Below are 14,729 nucleotides of genomic sequence, written 5' to 3' on the forward strand. Positions count from 1 at the left end.
GCGAGGTCATGCCACGACTGTCCGACCTGCCGAAACCGCCCGGCACCGGGGCCGCGGGTGTTCTCGACGGCCGCCGTCGTGCCGTACGGTGGGACCGGTCGCCGCGAGGACGCGGTGACCGCGAACCGCCGGAGGTCGCCGTGCCGCGCAGAGCCCTCGACGAGGCCGAACCGCTGACCGGACCGTGCGGGGCCGCCGCGGGCGCACCGGCGGAGCTGGCGAAGTTCCACGTCCCCGAGATCGTGTTCGGCCCCGGCTCGCTGGCCGAGCTCGGGCACGCCGCGCTCCGCGTCGGCGCCCGGCGGCCGTTCCTCGTGACCGATCCCGGGCTGATCGAGGCGGGCTGGGTCGAGGAGGCCCGCGGCCACCTCGAACTGGTCGGGCTGCGGCCGGTGGTGTTCTCGGGCGTCACGTCCAACCCGAAGGACCACGAGATCGAGGCCGCCTACCAGCAGTACGCGGCGGCGGGCGCGGACGTGATCATCGCCGTGGGCGGCGGCTCGTGCATCGACGCGGCGAAGGGCGTGGCGATCCTGTCCGGCAACGGCGGCACGATCCTCGGCTACGCGGGCGTGGACCGCGTCGTGCAGCCGATCCCGCCGCTGGTCATGGCGCCGTCCACGTCCGGCACCGGCGCCGACGTCTCGCAGTTCGCGGTCGTCACCGACACGACCCAGCACACCAAGATCACGATCATCAGCCGCACGCTCGTGCCGGACGTCTCGATCGTCGACCCGCGCCTGCTGACCACCATGCCCGACGAGCTGAACGCCGCGACCGGCCTGGACGCGCTCACCCACGCCGTCGAGTCGTTCGTGTCGCGGGCGCACAACCCGCTGACCGACCAGCACGCCCTGCACGCGGCCACCCTGATCACGCGCAACCTGCTGCACACGATGGTCCACCCCGCCGCCGCCGAACCGCGGATCGCGATGGCGCAGGGCGCGCTGGAGGCCGGGATGGCCTTCACCAACGCGATCCTCGGTATCACGCACGCGATGAGCCACCAGGTCGGCGGCCTGCTCGACGCGCCGCACGGCGTGCTCAACGGGGTGCTGCTGCCGCACACGATCCGGTTCAACGCGGCCACGGACCCGGAGCGGTTCGTGCCGCTGGCCGCGGCGACCGGGGTGGACGTCGCGGGCAGGTCGGCGGCCGAGGTCGCCGAGTCGTTCGCGTGCCGGGTGCGTGAGCTGGCCGACGCGGTGGGGGTGCCGCGCGGGCTCGCCGCGCTGGGCGTCACCGAAGCCGACATCGGCACCCTGACCCGCACCACGCTGCAGGACGCGTGCCTGGCGACCAACCCGCGCACGGCGAGCGCAGCCGACATCGCCGCGCTGTTCCGGCAGGCGCTGTAGACCGATGACGGCCAACGACTACCTCGGCGCGCTGACCGGCGTGCGATCCGGCAAGCGGTCCTACTACCCCGAATACGTCCGCACCGCGGAGCGGCTGGAGCGCGCCGTGGGCGCCCTCGACCGCATCTCGCGGGCCCTCGTGCGCACCGGGGAAGGACCGCGGGCGCTCGTCGAAGCGGTCGTGCGCGCGGCGGCGGACCACGTGCAGGCCGACTGGCTGCTGTTCGCCCTCGCCGATGGCGCCTTGCGCGCGGCCCGGCCGCGGTTCCTGTTGCTGGCTGGGGAAAACCTCGTGGAGGACGAGCGGCTGTTCCCGCCGGACGCGCTCGCGCACCTGCGGATCCTGCGGACGAGACCGTGGGAGGCCGGTGAACCCGCCGGAAGCGGAGTGCGCGTGCCGATGACGCTCGACTGCGAGCCGGTGGGCGGGATCGCCGCCCGGCCCGCCGCCGGGATGGAGGTGGCCGACACCGATCTCGCCGTGCTCCGCGTGCTGGCCAACCAGGCGGCGGTCGCGCTGCACAACTCGTTCCTCGTGCACGCCACGATGCGGCTGCGGGGCCGCACCGAGCAGCTGTCCGAGGCGGCCGAGCAGCAGGCGCGCGACCTCGCGGCGCGCAACGCCGAACTCCAGGAGACCCAGCGCCGCCTCATCGGGGTGATGCAACGGCAGGCGCTGGACGACGAGCGGCACCGGATCGCGCGGGAGCTGCACGACAGCGTCACCCAGGACGTGCTCTCCGCCGGGATGATGATCGAGATCTGCCGCAGCGACCTGACGGAACCAGACGCCGACCTCGCCGCCGTGCGCGAGAAACTCACCGAGGCCAAGGCGCTGACCCGGCACGCGGTGGAACGGCTGCGGGCCGCGATCTACGCGTTGCACCACAACGAATCCGAGCCGCCCGGCTCGCTGCCCGTGCTGCTCGAGCGACTGTCCACAGTGCACCTTCCGACCGACCTCGAGGTGGGCGTCACCGTGCTCGGCGAGCCGGTGCCGCTACCGGGCGAGGCCGAGCACTCGCTGCTGCGGATCACCGGCGAGGCGTTGTTCAACACCGTGATGCACACCAACGCCACCCGCGCGCGCATCCGCCTGCGGTACCTGCCCGACCGGATCCGGCTGTCGATCTCCGACGACGGGGACGGCGACCCCGGGCAGCTGCGCCGGACACTGCGCCTGGCGTCGGCGACGAACCTGGCCGGCACGCACCGCGGGCTGGCGAACATGCGCGCGCGGACCGAGGAACTGGGCGGAACGCTGGCCATCCGGCGTTCCCGGATCGGCGGGATCCAGGTGCTGCTGGAGATCCCGCTGCCACTGGAGGCCGGATGATCACCGGGCAGCGGACGCTGGGCATCGTGCTAGTGGACGACCACGCCATCGTGCGGCAGGGGCTGCGGACGATACTGGACCGCGAGGACGACCTCACCGTGATCGGCGAGGCGGCGAGCGCGGCCGAGGCGCGGGCGGTGGTGGACCGCACGCGGCCGGACATCGTGCTGCTGGACCTCAAGCTGTCCACCGGCTCCGACACCGAGGGCCTCGACCTGTGCGCGGAGCTGGCCGCCGGGCACCCGGAGACCGGGGTGCTGGTGCTGACCACGTTCCTCGACGACGCGCTCGTGGTGGAGGCGATCCACCGCGGCGCGCGCGGCTACGTGATCAAGGACGTGGAGACCACGGGCCTGGTGTCGGCGATCCGCGCGGTGGCACGCGGGGAAAGCGCTTTCGACTCCCGCTCCGCCTCGGCGATGGTCCGCTCGATCCGCACGCCGCGCGAGGAGCCGGTGCTGACCGCCCGCGAGCAGAACGTGCTGGAGCTGCTGGCCCGCGGGCTGAGCAACCGCGACATCGGGGCCCGCCTGTACATCTCGGAGACCACGGTCAAGTTCCACGTCCGCAACGTCCTGCGCAAGATCGGCGCGTCCAGCCGCGCGGAGGCCGTCTACGAGGCGGGCAAGCGCGGACTGCTCTGACGCGGCCGGTCCAGCACCAGCCAGCCGCCGTGGAACGCCGACACCCGCGCGCGCCAGCCGGTGCCCGCGCCGAGTTCGGCCAGCGTCGCCAGGTCGAACCGGCGCACGTGCCCGTAGTCGGCGTTCGGCACGTCCTCGAACGGCACCGCGACGACCACCGTGGACCGCGCCAGCCGCAGCGCCTCGGCCAGCACCGCCTCGCCCTCGGCGGGTGGCAGGTGTTCCAGCAGGTGCACGATCGTCACGGTGTCCACAGTGGAGTCCGGCAGCGGGACACGGGCGGCGTCGCACACCAGGGTGCGCAGCGGCACACCGCGGGCGGCGGCCACGGTGTCCAGCACCCGCATCGTCCCCGGCACGACGTCCGAGGCGGTCACGGTGGTGCGCGGCCGTTGCGCGAGCAGCAGCGGCAGGAACCCGAAGCAGGAACCGAGGTCCAGGACGCTGCCGGGCCGCACCAGCCTCAGCACACGCGAGTAGACGGGCGCGATCCCGGCGATCAGCGGTGGCGCGTGGCGTGGTTCACGCAGGTGGGCGAGCGTGTTGGCGTAGAAGGTGCACCACGCCTGCCGGGGGTCGGGCAGGGTGCTGCGCACGACGCCGGTGAACACCCGCTCGAAGACGTCCTGGCCGCACAGCCAGCCCGGGGCGAACAGCTCGTCGATCAGCAGCCCGGTCAGCCCGTTGTCGAGCTGTTCCGGGCGAAGCCGGTGCGAGACCTCGATCCGGCGTCCCGCGCGCGACAGCCGGAAGTGCTCGGTCCGCACCACCGCCGGCCCGCCGTCGTCCTCGGCGCGCACCACGCGCACGACGTCGTCGAGGTACTGACCCGCCGGGTACGACCCGAGCGGGTCCAGCACGGCCGTCACCGCGCCACCAGGTCGAGTGCCACCCGGTCCAAACCGGACAGATCACGGACCACGCGCACGCGGCGGCAGTACTCGGCGTAGGCAGGCAGGTCGCAGCCGCCGAGCCCCCACGAGTAGCGGGGCTCCGGGGTGAGCCAGATGGTCTCCTTCGCCCGGCGCGTGATCTCGGCGAACGCCGTGAGGTTGGGGTCGTTGCCGTTGCCGCGGCCGTCCCCCAGCACGAGCACCGTGGTCCGGCGCGTGATCGCGGAGGCGTGCTCGGCGAGGAACTCCCCGAACGCCCTGCCGTAGTCGGAGCCGGCGTCCACGTCCAGCACGTCCCCGCCGAAGACCAGGCCGAGCGCGCGCTCCAGCGGGTGCTCCGCGAACAGCTCCGTGGTCTCGGCGATGCCGTCCACGAACGCGAACGACCGCACCTGCGCGAACAGGTCCTGGAGCCCGTACACCACCTGCAAGGTGAACCGCGCGGTCGCCCGCACCGAGAGGCTGACGTCGGCGAGCACGACCAGGCGCGGCCGGTCCTCGGCCCGCCGGACGGTGACCGGGTTGAACGGGATGCCGTCGAACCGCATGTTGCGCCGCATCGTCCGGCCCGCGTCCACCCGCCCAGCCCGGGAAACCCGTCTGCGGGAGGTGAGCGCCCCGCGCAGCCTGGCGGCGAGCCTGCGCAACGCTTCCTCCAGCTCGGCGCGTTCGCTCTCCCCCGCCCGCGCCACGTCCGCCGCCCGGCTGGGCTCCGCTCTCTCCCTTTCCAGCTGCAGCAACGCTTCGGCGTGCTGTTTCAGCGCCTCCGGCAGATTCGCAAGCACGCCCGCCAGCCGTCGGCGCAGTGCCGCCGCGTCCTCCTCGTCCCCGCCCGCGTCCTCCACCCGGTCGAGCCACGCGATCAGCGCGTCGTGCTCGGCCAGCGACAGCGTCGAGTCCATCCGTGCGCCCGGCTGCGTCGTCAGCTGCCCGGGCGGGGCCGCGGTGTGCAGCCGCTCGGCGTCGACCTGCACGTGGTAGCCGTCCCCTCCGGTCACCACGTTGTCCTTGTCGAACACGATCTCGTCGGTGACGGACGCCAGCTCGATCTTGTTCTCCTCCTCGTGCAGGTTGTACCGCTCGGCGAGGTCCGCCGGGTCGAAGAAGTCCCGCAGGTCCGCGGGTTTGCCCGGCGTCAGCCCCCGCTGCGTCGTCCGGCTCGCCCCCTCGGACAACGTCACCTCACCGTCGCTCGGCTGCCCCTCCCCCGGCTCTGCACCCGGCCGCTGCTCGGCGGAGCCGAGGCGGACGTGCCCGAAGAACGCGTCGAACAGCTCCTCGAACACCGGATCGTCCCGCTGGTCCTTGACGAGCGCGCCCCGCAACGCCTCCTTCAGCACCAGCCGGTCGGCCAGCACCCCGGGCGCGGCCGCGCAGCGAAGCGCGTCGAGCACCTCCGACACCGAGACCCGGACGTCCCGCAGGCGCAGCAACCGCGCGAACCGGTGCAGGCTGGCTTCCACCCCACCGCTCCTAACGCGACTTCGGCCGCGCGAACGACCGGCTCCCCCGGTCCGCGCTGACCTTCGGCGGAGCGGGTTCCGTTGGCACCTCAGGGGTTCCGGGTTCCTCGCCGAGGAGACGGGGCAGCGCCTCCAGCGCCTTGCGCAGGTCCTTGTCGTACTTGACCACCACCGACACCGTGTCCGCCAGCACCGGCGCGGTCAGCTCGCCGACGCCCAGCACGGCGAGCGTGCGCGCCCAGTCGATCGTCTCGGAGATGCTGGGCGACTTGCGCAGCTCCAGCTCCCGCAACCCGCGCACGACGGCCACGAGCTCACGCGCCAGCGCGTCGGGCAGCCCGGTGTCCTTGCTGCGGACGATCTCCAGTTCACGTTCGGCCGAGGGGTAGTCGAGGAACAGGTGCAGGCAGCGCCGTTTCAACGCCGCTGCCAGATCGCGCGTGTTGTTCGACGTGAGGATGACGTACGGGCGGTTGCGAGCGGTGAAGGTGCCGAGTTCCGGTACGGAGATCTGGTACTCCCCCAGCATTTCCAGCAGCACGGCTTCGAGCGCCTCGTCGGCGCGGTCGATCTCGTCGATCAGCAGCACCACGGGTTCCTCCGAGCGCACGGCCTCCAGCAACGGGCGCGCGGCGAGGAAGCGTTCGGAGAAGAAAACGCTTTCCTGCGCGCCGACGCGGTCCACCGCCTCGTGCAGGTCCGGCGCGTCGGCGACGAGCTGGCCGATCTTCTCCCGCAGGAGCTGCGTGTACAGCAGCTGCTTGCCGTAGTCCCACTCGTAGAGCGCGCTGGCCTCGTCCTGCCCCTCGTAGCACTGCAGGCGCAGCAGCCGGCGGCCGGTCGCGGCGGCCAGCGTCTTCGCCAGTTCGGTCTTGCCCACCCCGGCCGGCCCCTCCAGTAGCACCGGCCGTTCCAGCCGGGTGAGCAGGAAGACCATCGTCGCCAGCCGCCGGTCGGTGAGATAACCCTGTGCCGCCAGTGCTTTCGCGGCCTCGTCGACCGAGTCGAACGCCGGTGCGCCCACGTCACGCCCTCCTTCGTCGCGGTGCCGGGGACGGGCCCGCGCCCGCCCCCGGCGGATCCTCAGCTGATCAGGTCGTCCAGGTCGCCGTTGAAGCAGTGGTCGACGACCGGGCGCACCGTTTCGAAGGTGCACTCCTTGGCGTTGCCCGGGGTGCAGGCGTCGCCGAGGACGTGGTGCGTGACGCGGTCGATGTCCCCGTCGTCGCCCTTGATGACCGATGCGCGCTGGTAGAACTTCGTCGGGCCCTGCCCGAGCCGGTTCTTCGAGTAGGTGTCCTGGCGGATGTCGGTGAACCGCTCGGGGATGCCGACGTCACGCAGCAACCGGATCGCCGCGGCGACCGCCGCGTCCGCGGCCTGGACCACCGTCATGCCGCTGGTGTCCACACCCATCATCTCGGCGAGGTCGGCGTAGCGGCGGTAGGCGACGGGCAGGTTGAACGCCCACACCCGCGGCAGCGCGATCGCGTTGTTCAGCCCGTGGTGGGTGTCGTAGAACGCGCTGACGGCGTGCGAAATCGAGTGGATGATGCCGAGCCCGCCGGAGTTGAACGCCTGCGCGGCGATGTACTGCGCGTACATCATGCCCTGCCGCCCGGACAGGTCCTGCGGGTTCCACGCCGCCGTCCGCAGGTGCTCGGCCACGAGTTTGGTGGCGTACAGCGCGTTGCCCATCGACGGCTCGAAGTTCAGGCGTGCCACATAGGGCTCCGAGGCGTGGGCGAGCACGTCGAACCCGCACTGCGCGGTGTAGTCGACCGGGCAGTCGTAGTACAGCACCGGGTCGTCGACCGCGAGCGTCGCGACCGAGGCGTCGTCGAAGGCCACGTACTTGTGCGGGTTGTCCGGGTCGGTGGTGGTGTCGGTGATGACGTAGGCCCAGGAGGTCTCCGAACCCGTGCCCGCCGTCGTGGACACCGCGATGTGCGGTGGGTTCTTCTGGTTCTCCGACTTGTTGAACCCCTCGAAGTCGTTGATGTTGCGCCCGTCGTGGGCCAGCGAGATCCGCGCCCCCTTGCACGCGTCGTGCGACGAGCCGCCGCCGATGGACACGAAGCTGTCGCACTTGTTCTCCTGGTACAGCTTCACCGCGTCCATGACGTTGTAGTCCTTGGGGTTGGACTCCACCTTGTCGTAGACCACGACCTCCAGCCCGTGGTACTTCAGCGACTCGGTGATCTTGTGCACGATGTCCGAGCCGCGCAGTCCGCTCGTCATCACCAGCGTCTTGCGGAAGCCCAGTTTCAGCGCCTCCGGGCCGATCATCTCGTGTGCGCCGGGCCCGAGCAGTGCGCGCGGGAACGGGTGGAACTCCTTGATGGGAAACGGTTTCAGTAGTTCGTCGACCTGCATGACCGGTCCGTCCTTTCCTGCGCGAGAGCGACTGTGATGACGCGCACTCCCGACGCTAACCAGGGGCCGGTAAGGCGGGAACTGTTCCGCGGGAGGGCAGGAATGTCCCAGTGGCGGGGGAAAGCCCGTCCTTTCGGACAGGGGTGTGGTGGCGCGAAAGAAAAGGGCCCGGACGAGCGTCCGGGCCCTTTCGTCGTTGTATTCACTTTTCCAGCAGTGCCAGCTCTTCGTCGGTGAGCAGGCGGGAGCGGATCAGGAAACGCACGCCTTCGGGCGCTTCCAGGGAAAACCCGCTGCCCCGTCCCTCGACGACGTCCACCGTCAGATGCGTGTGCCGCCAGTAGGCGTACTGGTCCGCGCTCATCCAGAACGGCGTGCCGTCGCCGACGTGGCCGAGCAGCACGTCGGAGTCGCCCACCCGGAACTCGCCCTCCGGGTAGCACATGGGCGCGCTGCCGTCGCAGCAGCCGCCGGACTGGTGGAACATCACCGGCCCGTGCTGCTCGACGAGCCGGCGCAGCAGCGCCGCGGCGGCCCCGGTCATCGAGACCCGCCGCACCATCAGAAGAAGCCGAGCTTGGTGGCCGAGTAGCTGACGAGCAGGTTCTTCGTCTGCTGGTAGTGCTCCAGCATCATCTTGTGGGTCTCCCGCCCGATCCCGGACTTCTTGTAGCCGCCGAAGGCCGCGTGCGCCGGGTACGCGTGGTAGCAGTTCGTCCACACGCGACCGGCCTTGATGCCGCGGCCCAGCCGGTAGGCGGTGTTGACGTCCCGCGTCCACACCCCGGCGCCCAGCCCGTACAGCGTGTCGTTGGCGATCTTGAGCGCCTCGTCCACCGAGTCGAACGTCGTCACCGACACGACGGGGCCGAAGATCTCCTCCTGGAAGATGCGCATGTCGTTGGTACCGCGGAAGATCGTCGGCTCGATGTAGTACCCGCCGGGGTGCTCGGCCACCTCGCGCGCACCCCCGCCGGTGAGGACCTCGGCGCCCTCCTTCTTGCCGATGTCGATGTAGGACAGGATCTTCTCGTACTGGTCGTTGCTCGCCTGCGCGCCGATCATGGTCGCCGGGTCGAGCGGGCTGCCGCCGCTGATCGCCTTGGTGCGCTCGAGGCAGCGGCTGATGAACTCGTCGTAGATCGCCGAGTGGATCAGCGCCCGCGACGGGCACGTGCACACCTCGCCCTGGTTGAGCGCGAACATGACGAACCCCTCGACGGCCTTGTCGAGGTAGTCGTCGTCGGCGTCGGTCACGTCGGGCAGGAAGATGTTGGGGCTCTTGCCGCCCAGCTCCAGGGTGACCGGGATGATGTTCTCGCTGGCGTACTGCATGATCAGCCTGCCGGTGGTGGTCTCGCCGGTGAACGCGACCTTCGCCACCCGGGGGCTGGACGCGAGCGGCTTGCCCGCCTCGACGCCGAACCCGTTGACCACGTTGAGCACGCCCGGCGGGAGCAGGTCGGCGATCAGCTCGACGACCTTGAGGATCGACGCCGGGGTCTGCTCGGCGGGCTTGAGCACCACGCAGTTGCCCGCGGCCAGCGCGGGCGCCAGCTTCCACGTCGCCATCAGGATCGGGAAGTTCCACGGGATGATCTGCCCGACCACGCCGAGCGGCTCGTGGAAGTGGTAGGCGACGGTGTCCGCGTCGATCTCGGCGATGCTGCCTTCCTGCGCGCGGATCGCGCCGGCGAAGTAGCGGAAGTGGTCGATCGCCAGCGGCAGGTCGGCGGCCAGCGTCTCGCGCACCGGCTTGCCGTTCTCCCAGGTCTCGGCGACCGCCAGCTCTTCGAGGTGCTCCTCCATGCGGTCGGCGATCTTGTTGAGGATGTTGGCGCGCTCGGTCGTCGACGTGGCACCCCATTTGGCGGCGGCCGCGTGCGCGGCGTCCAGCGCGCGGTCGATGTCGGCCGCCGAGGAACGGGCCACCTCGCAGAACACCTTGCCGTCCACCGGCGACGGGTTCCCGAAGTAGCGTCCCTCGGCCGGGGCGACCCAGTCACCGCCGATGAAGTTGTCGTACCGCGCGGCGAAGCTGACGACACTGCCGTCGGCACCGGGCTTGGCGTAGGCCATGGAAGCACTCCATTTCACTCGATCACGTCGGTGTGATGGGTGCCACCGTGCCCGGCGGAGGTTGGCGGAACGTTGGCGTCAGTCCCGCAACGCGTCCCGCACCCGCGCCGCGACGATGCCCCGGCGCCCGTCGCCGGGGGCGAGCAGGTTGTGGGCGTACTCGTGGACCTGCAGGTCGAACGGGTGCCGTTCGCCGTACCGCAGCGCGAGGTCCGCGCTGCCCGAAGCCAGCACCGCCTCCCGCACGGCGACCTCCAGGTGGTCACGCCACCGGGTGATCCCCGGTGCTTCGGAGGCGGGCAGCAGGGGTGCCGTGTAGCGGTGCACAGCCGTCGCGGTGTCGCCGGATTTCAGCGCGGCCAGCACGTCGGCGGCGTCGCAGTCGATCGGCGTGGTGAGCGCGTACCGGCGGCTGGTGAGCGCCCCGTTGAGCAGGCGCCGCAGGTGCGAGGCCTCGGCCCGCATCGTGGTGATCGTGACGGGGAGATCGCCGTAGAGAGCCTCGCGCAGCGCCTCCGGTGAGAACCCGGCGGGCTCCAGCGCCAGCAGGGTGAGCACCTCCAGCTGGCGCGGCGAAAGCCTCAGCGCGGAGCCGTCGAGCGTGGCGTGGCCGGGCCCGAGGCACGACAACCGCAGCCCCGGCGCGGCGGCCGGGGCGGAGTGCAGTCGTGACTCGATCGCGGTGACCAGGGTGCGCACCGTGGACATGGCCAGCGGGTGCGAGCGGTCCCAGGTGGTCGAGAGGTCCAGCACCCCCAGCTGACGGCCGCTGGCGTCCCGGATCGGCGCGCAGTAGCAGACCCAGCCGTGCAGCGCGGCCACCAGGTGTTCCGCGGAGAACACCTTGCTGGGCCGCCCGGTGCGCAAGGCCAGCGACAACGCGTTCGTGCCCATGTCCGGTTCGTCCCAGCGGCCGCCCGGCGCGAAGTTCACCTGCTCGGCGCGGCGCCGCATGACCCGGCCGCCGCAGGTCCACAGGATCGTGCCGGACTCGTCGGTCACGGCCGCGACGAACCCGGCGTCGTCGGCGATGCTGCGCAGCTCGTCGGCCAGTTCGGTGACCGGCCCGCGCAGCGGCGACTCACGCCAGCGGGCCCGCACCTCGTCACCCGACGCGGGCGCGCTGTCCCGCGCCGGGTCCACGATGGACAGTGAGCGGGCCCAGGACGCGGCCACCTCGCTGGGCAGCTCCCGGGTCTCCGGGCGTGCCCTGGCCGGCACCCAGCGGGCCCATTCGCGTTCCAGCACCGCCCGGCGCTCGTGGAGCGCACTCCGCTCTGCCATGTCCCGACTCCGTTGTCTCGTTCACCCGCACAACCGTCCTCATGGTGCCGGACGATCGGGCCCGGCGCACCTACCCGGCCGGACGGGTACCAACGTGCCGCCAACGTCGGCGGGCGAAGCTGCGGGGCATGGCGGACCGGGAAGCGTTCTGGGCGGAGCAGGCGGAGCGGTTGACGTGGGACACGAAGTGGTCCCGGGTGCTGGACTGGTCCGGTGCCCCGTTCGCGAAGTGGTTCGTGGGTGGCAAGCTGAACGTGGCCTACAACTGTGTGGACCGGCATGTCGAGGCCGGGCACGGGGACCAGGTCGCCATCCACTGGGTCGGCGAACCGGGCGACACCCGTGACATCACCTACGCCCAGCTCAAGGACGACGTCTCCCGCGCCGCGAACGCCCTGCTGTCGCTGGGGGTCAAGGCCCATGACCGGGTGGCGATCCAGCTGCAGATGATCCCCGAGGCGATCGTGGCGATGCTGGCCTGCGCCCGCATCGGCGCCCTGCACAGCGTGGTGTTCGGCGGGTTCTCCCCCGCCGCGCTGCGCTCCCGCGTGGACGACGCCGCCGCCAAGATCGTCATCACCTCCGACGGGCAGTTCCGCCGCGGCAAGGCCGCCCCCATGAAGGCCAACGTCGACCAGGCCCTGGAGGGCGCCGAGTCGGTGGAGAAGGTCATCGTGGTGCGCCGCACCGGCGAAGACGTCCCCATGAACCCCGAACGGGACGTGTGGTGGCACGACCTGGTCGACGCCCAGTCCCCCGAGCACACGCCGGAGGCGTTCGACTCCGAACACCCCCTGTTCATCCTCTACACCTCCGGCACCACCGGCCGCCCCAAGGGCATCCTGCACACCTCCGGCGGCTACCTCACCCAGGTCGCCTACACCCACCACGTCGTCTTCGACCACAAACCCGGCCGCGACGTCTACTGGTGCACCGCCGACATCGGCTGGGTCACCGGGCACTCCTACATCGTCTACGGGCCCCTGGCCAACCGCGTCACCCAGGTCGTCTACGAAGGCACCCCCAACACCCCCCACGAGGGCCGGCACTGGGAGATCATCCAGAACTACAAAGTCTCCATCTACTACACCGCCCCCACTTTGATCCGCACGTTCATGAAATGGGGCGACGACATCCCCGCCAAGTACGACCTGTCCTCGCTGCGCGTGCTGGGGTCGGTGGGTGAGCCGATCAACCCCGAAGCCTGGATCTGGTACCGCGAACACATCGGCGCCGGCAAAGCCCCCGTCGTCGACACCTGGTGGCAGACCGAAACCGGGGCGATCATGATCTCCCCGCTGCCCGGGGTCACCGCGACCAAGCCCGGTTCCGCGCAGACCCCGCTGCCCGGCATCTCGGCGATCGTCGTGGACGACACCGGCAAGGAGGTCCCGCACGGCGGCGGCGGTTACCTGGTGCTGGACAAGCCGTGGCCGTCCATGCTGCGCGGCATCTGGGGCGACGACGAGCGCTTCAAGGAGACCTACTGGTCCCGTTTCGCCGACCAGGGCTACTACTTCGCGGGTGATGGTGCGAAGTACGACGACGACGGCGACATCTGGCTGCTGGGCCGCGTGGACGACGTGATGAACGTGTCCGGCCACCGCATCTCCACCACCGAGGTCGAATCCGCGCTCGTGTCCCACCCCGCGGTGGCCGAGGCCGCTGTCGTGGGCGCCTCGGACCCGACCACCGGGCAGGGCATCGTCGCGTTCGTCATCCTGCGCGGGGAAGCGGCTGTCCAGGAGCTGCGCGACCACGTGGCGAAGGAGATCGGACCGATCGCCAAACCGCGGCAGATCATGGTCGTGCCCGAGCTGCCCAAGACCCGCTCCGGCAAGATCATGCGCCGCCTCCTGCGCGACGTCGCCGAAAACCGCCAGATCGGCGACGTCACCACCCTCGCCGACAGCTCCGTCATGGACCTCATCTCCGCGAAACTCGCCGAAGCCTAGTTCGCCCAGGCGACGTAGCCGTCCGGGCGGACGAGTGCGGACCGCACCCCCGCCCACTGCGGCGGAGCACCCACCAGCTGTGTCCCGTCGAGCCGCACCGGCTGCCCGGAACGCAGGAGCGACAACAGGTTGCTCCCATCCGTGAGCGCGAGATCGGGAGCACGGGTGCCGGTCAGCGGATGGGCGGCGGGGTCGGTGGGCCGGTAGGCGACGTCGAGCGCCGCCAGCCGTTCGGCGAGGACCCGGGAGAACTCCGGCACTTCGGCGATCAGTCCACTGAGGACGGACCGGAGCGCCCGCCCTTCGGGCGTGTAGGCGGTCATCAGCGCGGTTTGCGCCCGGGTGTGTTCGAGGAGGGCGGCGCCGACCGGGTGCCGTTCGGCGTGGTAGCTGTCGAGCAGCCCGTCCTCGGCGGTGCCGTGCACGGCGGCGGCGAGTTTCCAGCCGAGGTTGGTGGCGTCCTGCACCCCGACGTTGAGCCCCACGCCGCCGGCGGGGAAGTGCATGTGCGCGGCGTCGCCCGCCAGGAAGACCCGGCCACTGCGGTAGCGGACGGCTTGGCGCGTGGCGTTGCCGAAGCGGGACAGCCAGTGTGGATCGCGCATGCCGAAGTCGGTTCCGAGCACCCGTGTGGTCTTGGCGCGCAGCTCGTCGAAGGTCAGTTCGCCGGGGTGGGCGCCCTGGTCCTCGGGCGTGTGCCCGACGATCCGGCTGATCCCGCCCGGCAGCGGCACGAGCATCACGCCGCCGTCCTCCCCTGCGACGTTGACCGGCTGCGCGGGCGGCTCGTCGAGGACCACGTCGCCCAGCCAGCCCCACACCGTGGCGTCGGTGCCCGGGAAGCCGATCCCGGCGGCCTGGCGGACGGTGCTGCGGGTGCCGTCGCAGCCGACGACGTACTGCGCGCGCAGCCGTTCACCGCCTTCGACCTCGACCGTGACCCCGTCCCCGTCCTGCGCCAGGCCGGTCACGCGGTGACCCCACCGGATGTCCGCGCCGAGGGCGCGCGCGTGCTCCTCCAGCAGCTCCTCGGTGCGGACCTGCGGCAGGAACAGCGTGTACGGGAACGGTGTGTCGAGCACGGCGAAGTCGAGCCGGTTCTCCAGTGCGCCGAAGTGGCCCGTCGGCACCGGCAGGCCCGCTGTCGTGAACCGGTCGGCGATCCCGCGCATGGCGAAGATCTCCAGCGTGCGCGGGTGGAGGGTGAGCGCTTTCGAATGCGGGCTGCGCTCCCGCCGCGCCTCCAGCACGGTGACCGCGACCCCCTGCAGCCGCAGCTCGGCGGCGAGCCACAGCCCGGTCGGTCCGGCGCCGGCGATCAGTACGTCCGTCATAGTTCTC

The 14,729-nt window shown here is 71.3% G+C and carries 12 protein-coding genes; 4 read left to right on the forward strand and 8 right to left on the reverse strand.

Going from position 1 to position 14,729, the window contains the following annotated elements; all coding sequences use genetic code 11:
• The first annotated feature begins 8 nt into the window (after window positions 1-8).
• Genes ABFX51_RS18590 through ABFX51_RS18600 form a run of 3 tightly spaced genes read left to right on the forward strand, consistent with a single transcriptional unit; the run spans window position 9 to window position 3,338 of the window.
• Window positions 9-1,358, forward strand: coding sequence for an iron-containing alcohol dehydrogenase (locus ABFX51_RS18590; RefSeq protein WP_346054334.1), 1,350 nt, complete (start codon window positions 9-11; stop codon window positions 1,356-1,358).
• Window positions 1,359-1,362: 4 nt separating this feature from the next.
• Window positions 1,363-2,694 (forward strand): MadS family sensor histidine kinase, encoded by a 1,332-nt coding sequence (locus ABFX51_RS18595; protein ID WP_346054335.1) that lies wholly within the window; start codon window positions 1,363-1,365, stop codon window positions 2,692-2,694.
• Window positions 2,691-3,338 carry a MadR family response regulator transcription factor gene (locus tag ABFX51_RS18600; RefSeq protein ID WP_091510407.1) on the forward strand — a complete coding sequence of 216 codons (648 nt, stop codon included), beginning with the start codon at window positions 2,691-2,693 and terminating at the stop codon, window positions 3,336-3,338. Before ABFX51_RS18595 ends, ABFX51_RS18600 begins: the two co-directional genes overlap by 4 nt.
• Here ABFX51_RS18600 and mftM read toward each other — a convergent pair.
• The 7 genes from mftM to ABFX51_RS18635 all read right to left on the reverse strand — a co-directional run bounded on the left by mftM (window position 3,308) and on the right by ABFX51_RS18635 (window position 11,433).
• Window positions 3,308-4,207, reverse strand: coding sequence for a mycofactocin oligosaccharide methyltransferase MftM (gene mftM / locus ABFX51_RS18605; protein WP_346054336.1), 900 nt, complete (start codon window positions 4,205-4,207; stop codon window positions 3,308-3,310). The two genes, ABFX51_RS18600 and mftM, sit on opposite strands and share 31 nt — an antisense overlap.
• Entirely contained in the window at window positions 4,204-5,694 is a 1,491-nt protein-coding gene (locus ABFX51_RS18610; protein ID WP_346054337.1) for a VWA domain-containing protein, read from the reverse strand. The genes mftM and ABFX51_RS18610 overlap by 4 nt, the downstream gene beginning before the upstream one ends.
• 10 nt (window positions 5,695-5,704) lie before the next feature.
• A complete protein-coding gene (locus ABFX51_RS18615) occupies window positions 5,705-6,718 on the reverse strand; it encodes an AAA family ATPase (protein WP_346054339.1) in 1,014 nt (337 codons plus the stop codon).
• A gap of 59 nt (window positions 6,719-6,777) precedes the next feature.
• Complete coding sequence (gene mdo / locus ABFX51_RS18620) at window positions 6,778-8,070, reverse strand: NDMA-dependent methanol dehydrogenase (protein WP_346054340.1); 1,293 nt, start codon at window positions 8,068-8,070, stop codon at window positions 6,778-6,780.
• A 202-nt stretch (window positions 8,071-8,272) separates the two neighbouring features.
• Complete coding sequence (locus ABFX51_RS18625) at window positions 8,273-8,632, reverse strand: DUF779 domain-containing protein (RefSeq protein WP_091510396.1); 360 nt, start codon at window positions 8,630-8,632, stop codon at window positions 8,273-8,275.
• Window positions 8,632-10,149 carry an aldehyde dehydrogenase gene (gene adh, locus ABFX51_RS18630; RefSeq protein ID WP_091510394.1) on the reverse strand — a complete coding sequence of 506 codons (1,518 nt, stop codon included), beginning with the start codon at window positions 10,147-10,149 and terminating at the stop codon, window positions 8,632-8,634. Before adh ends, ABFX51_RS18625 begins: the two co-directional genes overlap by 1 nt.
• 78 nt (window positions 10,150-10,227) lie before the next feature.
• A complete protein-coding gene (locus ABFX51_RS18635) occupies window positions 10,228-11,433 on the reverse strand; it encodes a sigma-54-dependent transcriptional regulator family protein (protein ID WP_346054343.1) in 1,206 nt (401 codons plus the stop codon).
• A 41-nt stretch (window positions 11,434-11,474) separates the two neighbouring features.
• On the opposite strand from ABFX51_RS18635, the gene acs reads away from it, so the two are divergent.
• Window positions 11,475-13,388: an acetate--CoA ligase gene (gene acs / locus ABFX51_RS18640; RefSeq protein WP_346054344.1), complete on the forward strand. Its 1,914-nt coding sequence runs from the start codon at window positions 11,475-11,477 to the stop codon at window positions 13,386-13,388.
• Here the strand turns inward: acs and ABFX51_RS18645 are convergent.
• The gene (locus tag ABFX51_RS18645) at window positions 13,385-14,722 is read right to left on the reverse strand and encodes an FAD-dependent monooxygenase (RefSeq protein WP_346054345.1); all 1,338 of its coding nucleotides are present in this window, start codon (window positions 14,720-14,722) and stop codon (window positions 13,385-13,387) included. The two genes, acs and ABFX51_RS18645, sit on opposite strands and share 4 nt — an antisense overlap.
• Between the last annotated feature and the right edge of the window lie 7 nt (window positions 14,723-14,729).

This window comes from Amycolatopsis dongchuanensis (assembly GCF_039542405.1).
In the GTDB taxonomy this organism is placed as follows: domain Bacteria; phylum Actinomycetota; class Actinomycetes; order Mycobacteriales; family Pseudonocardiaceae; genus Amycolatopsis_E; species Amycolatopsis_E sacchari.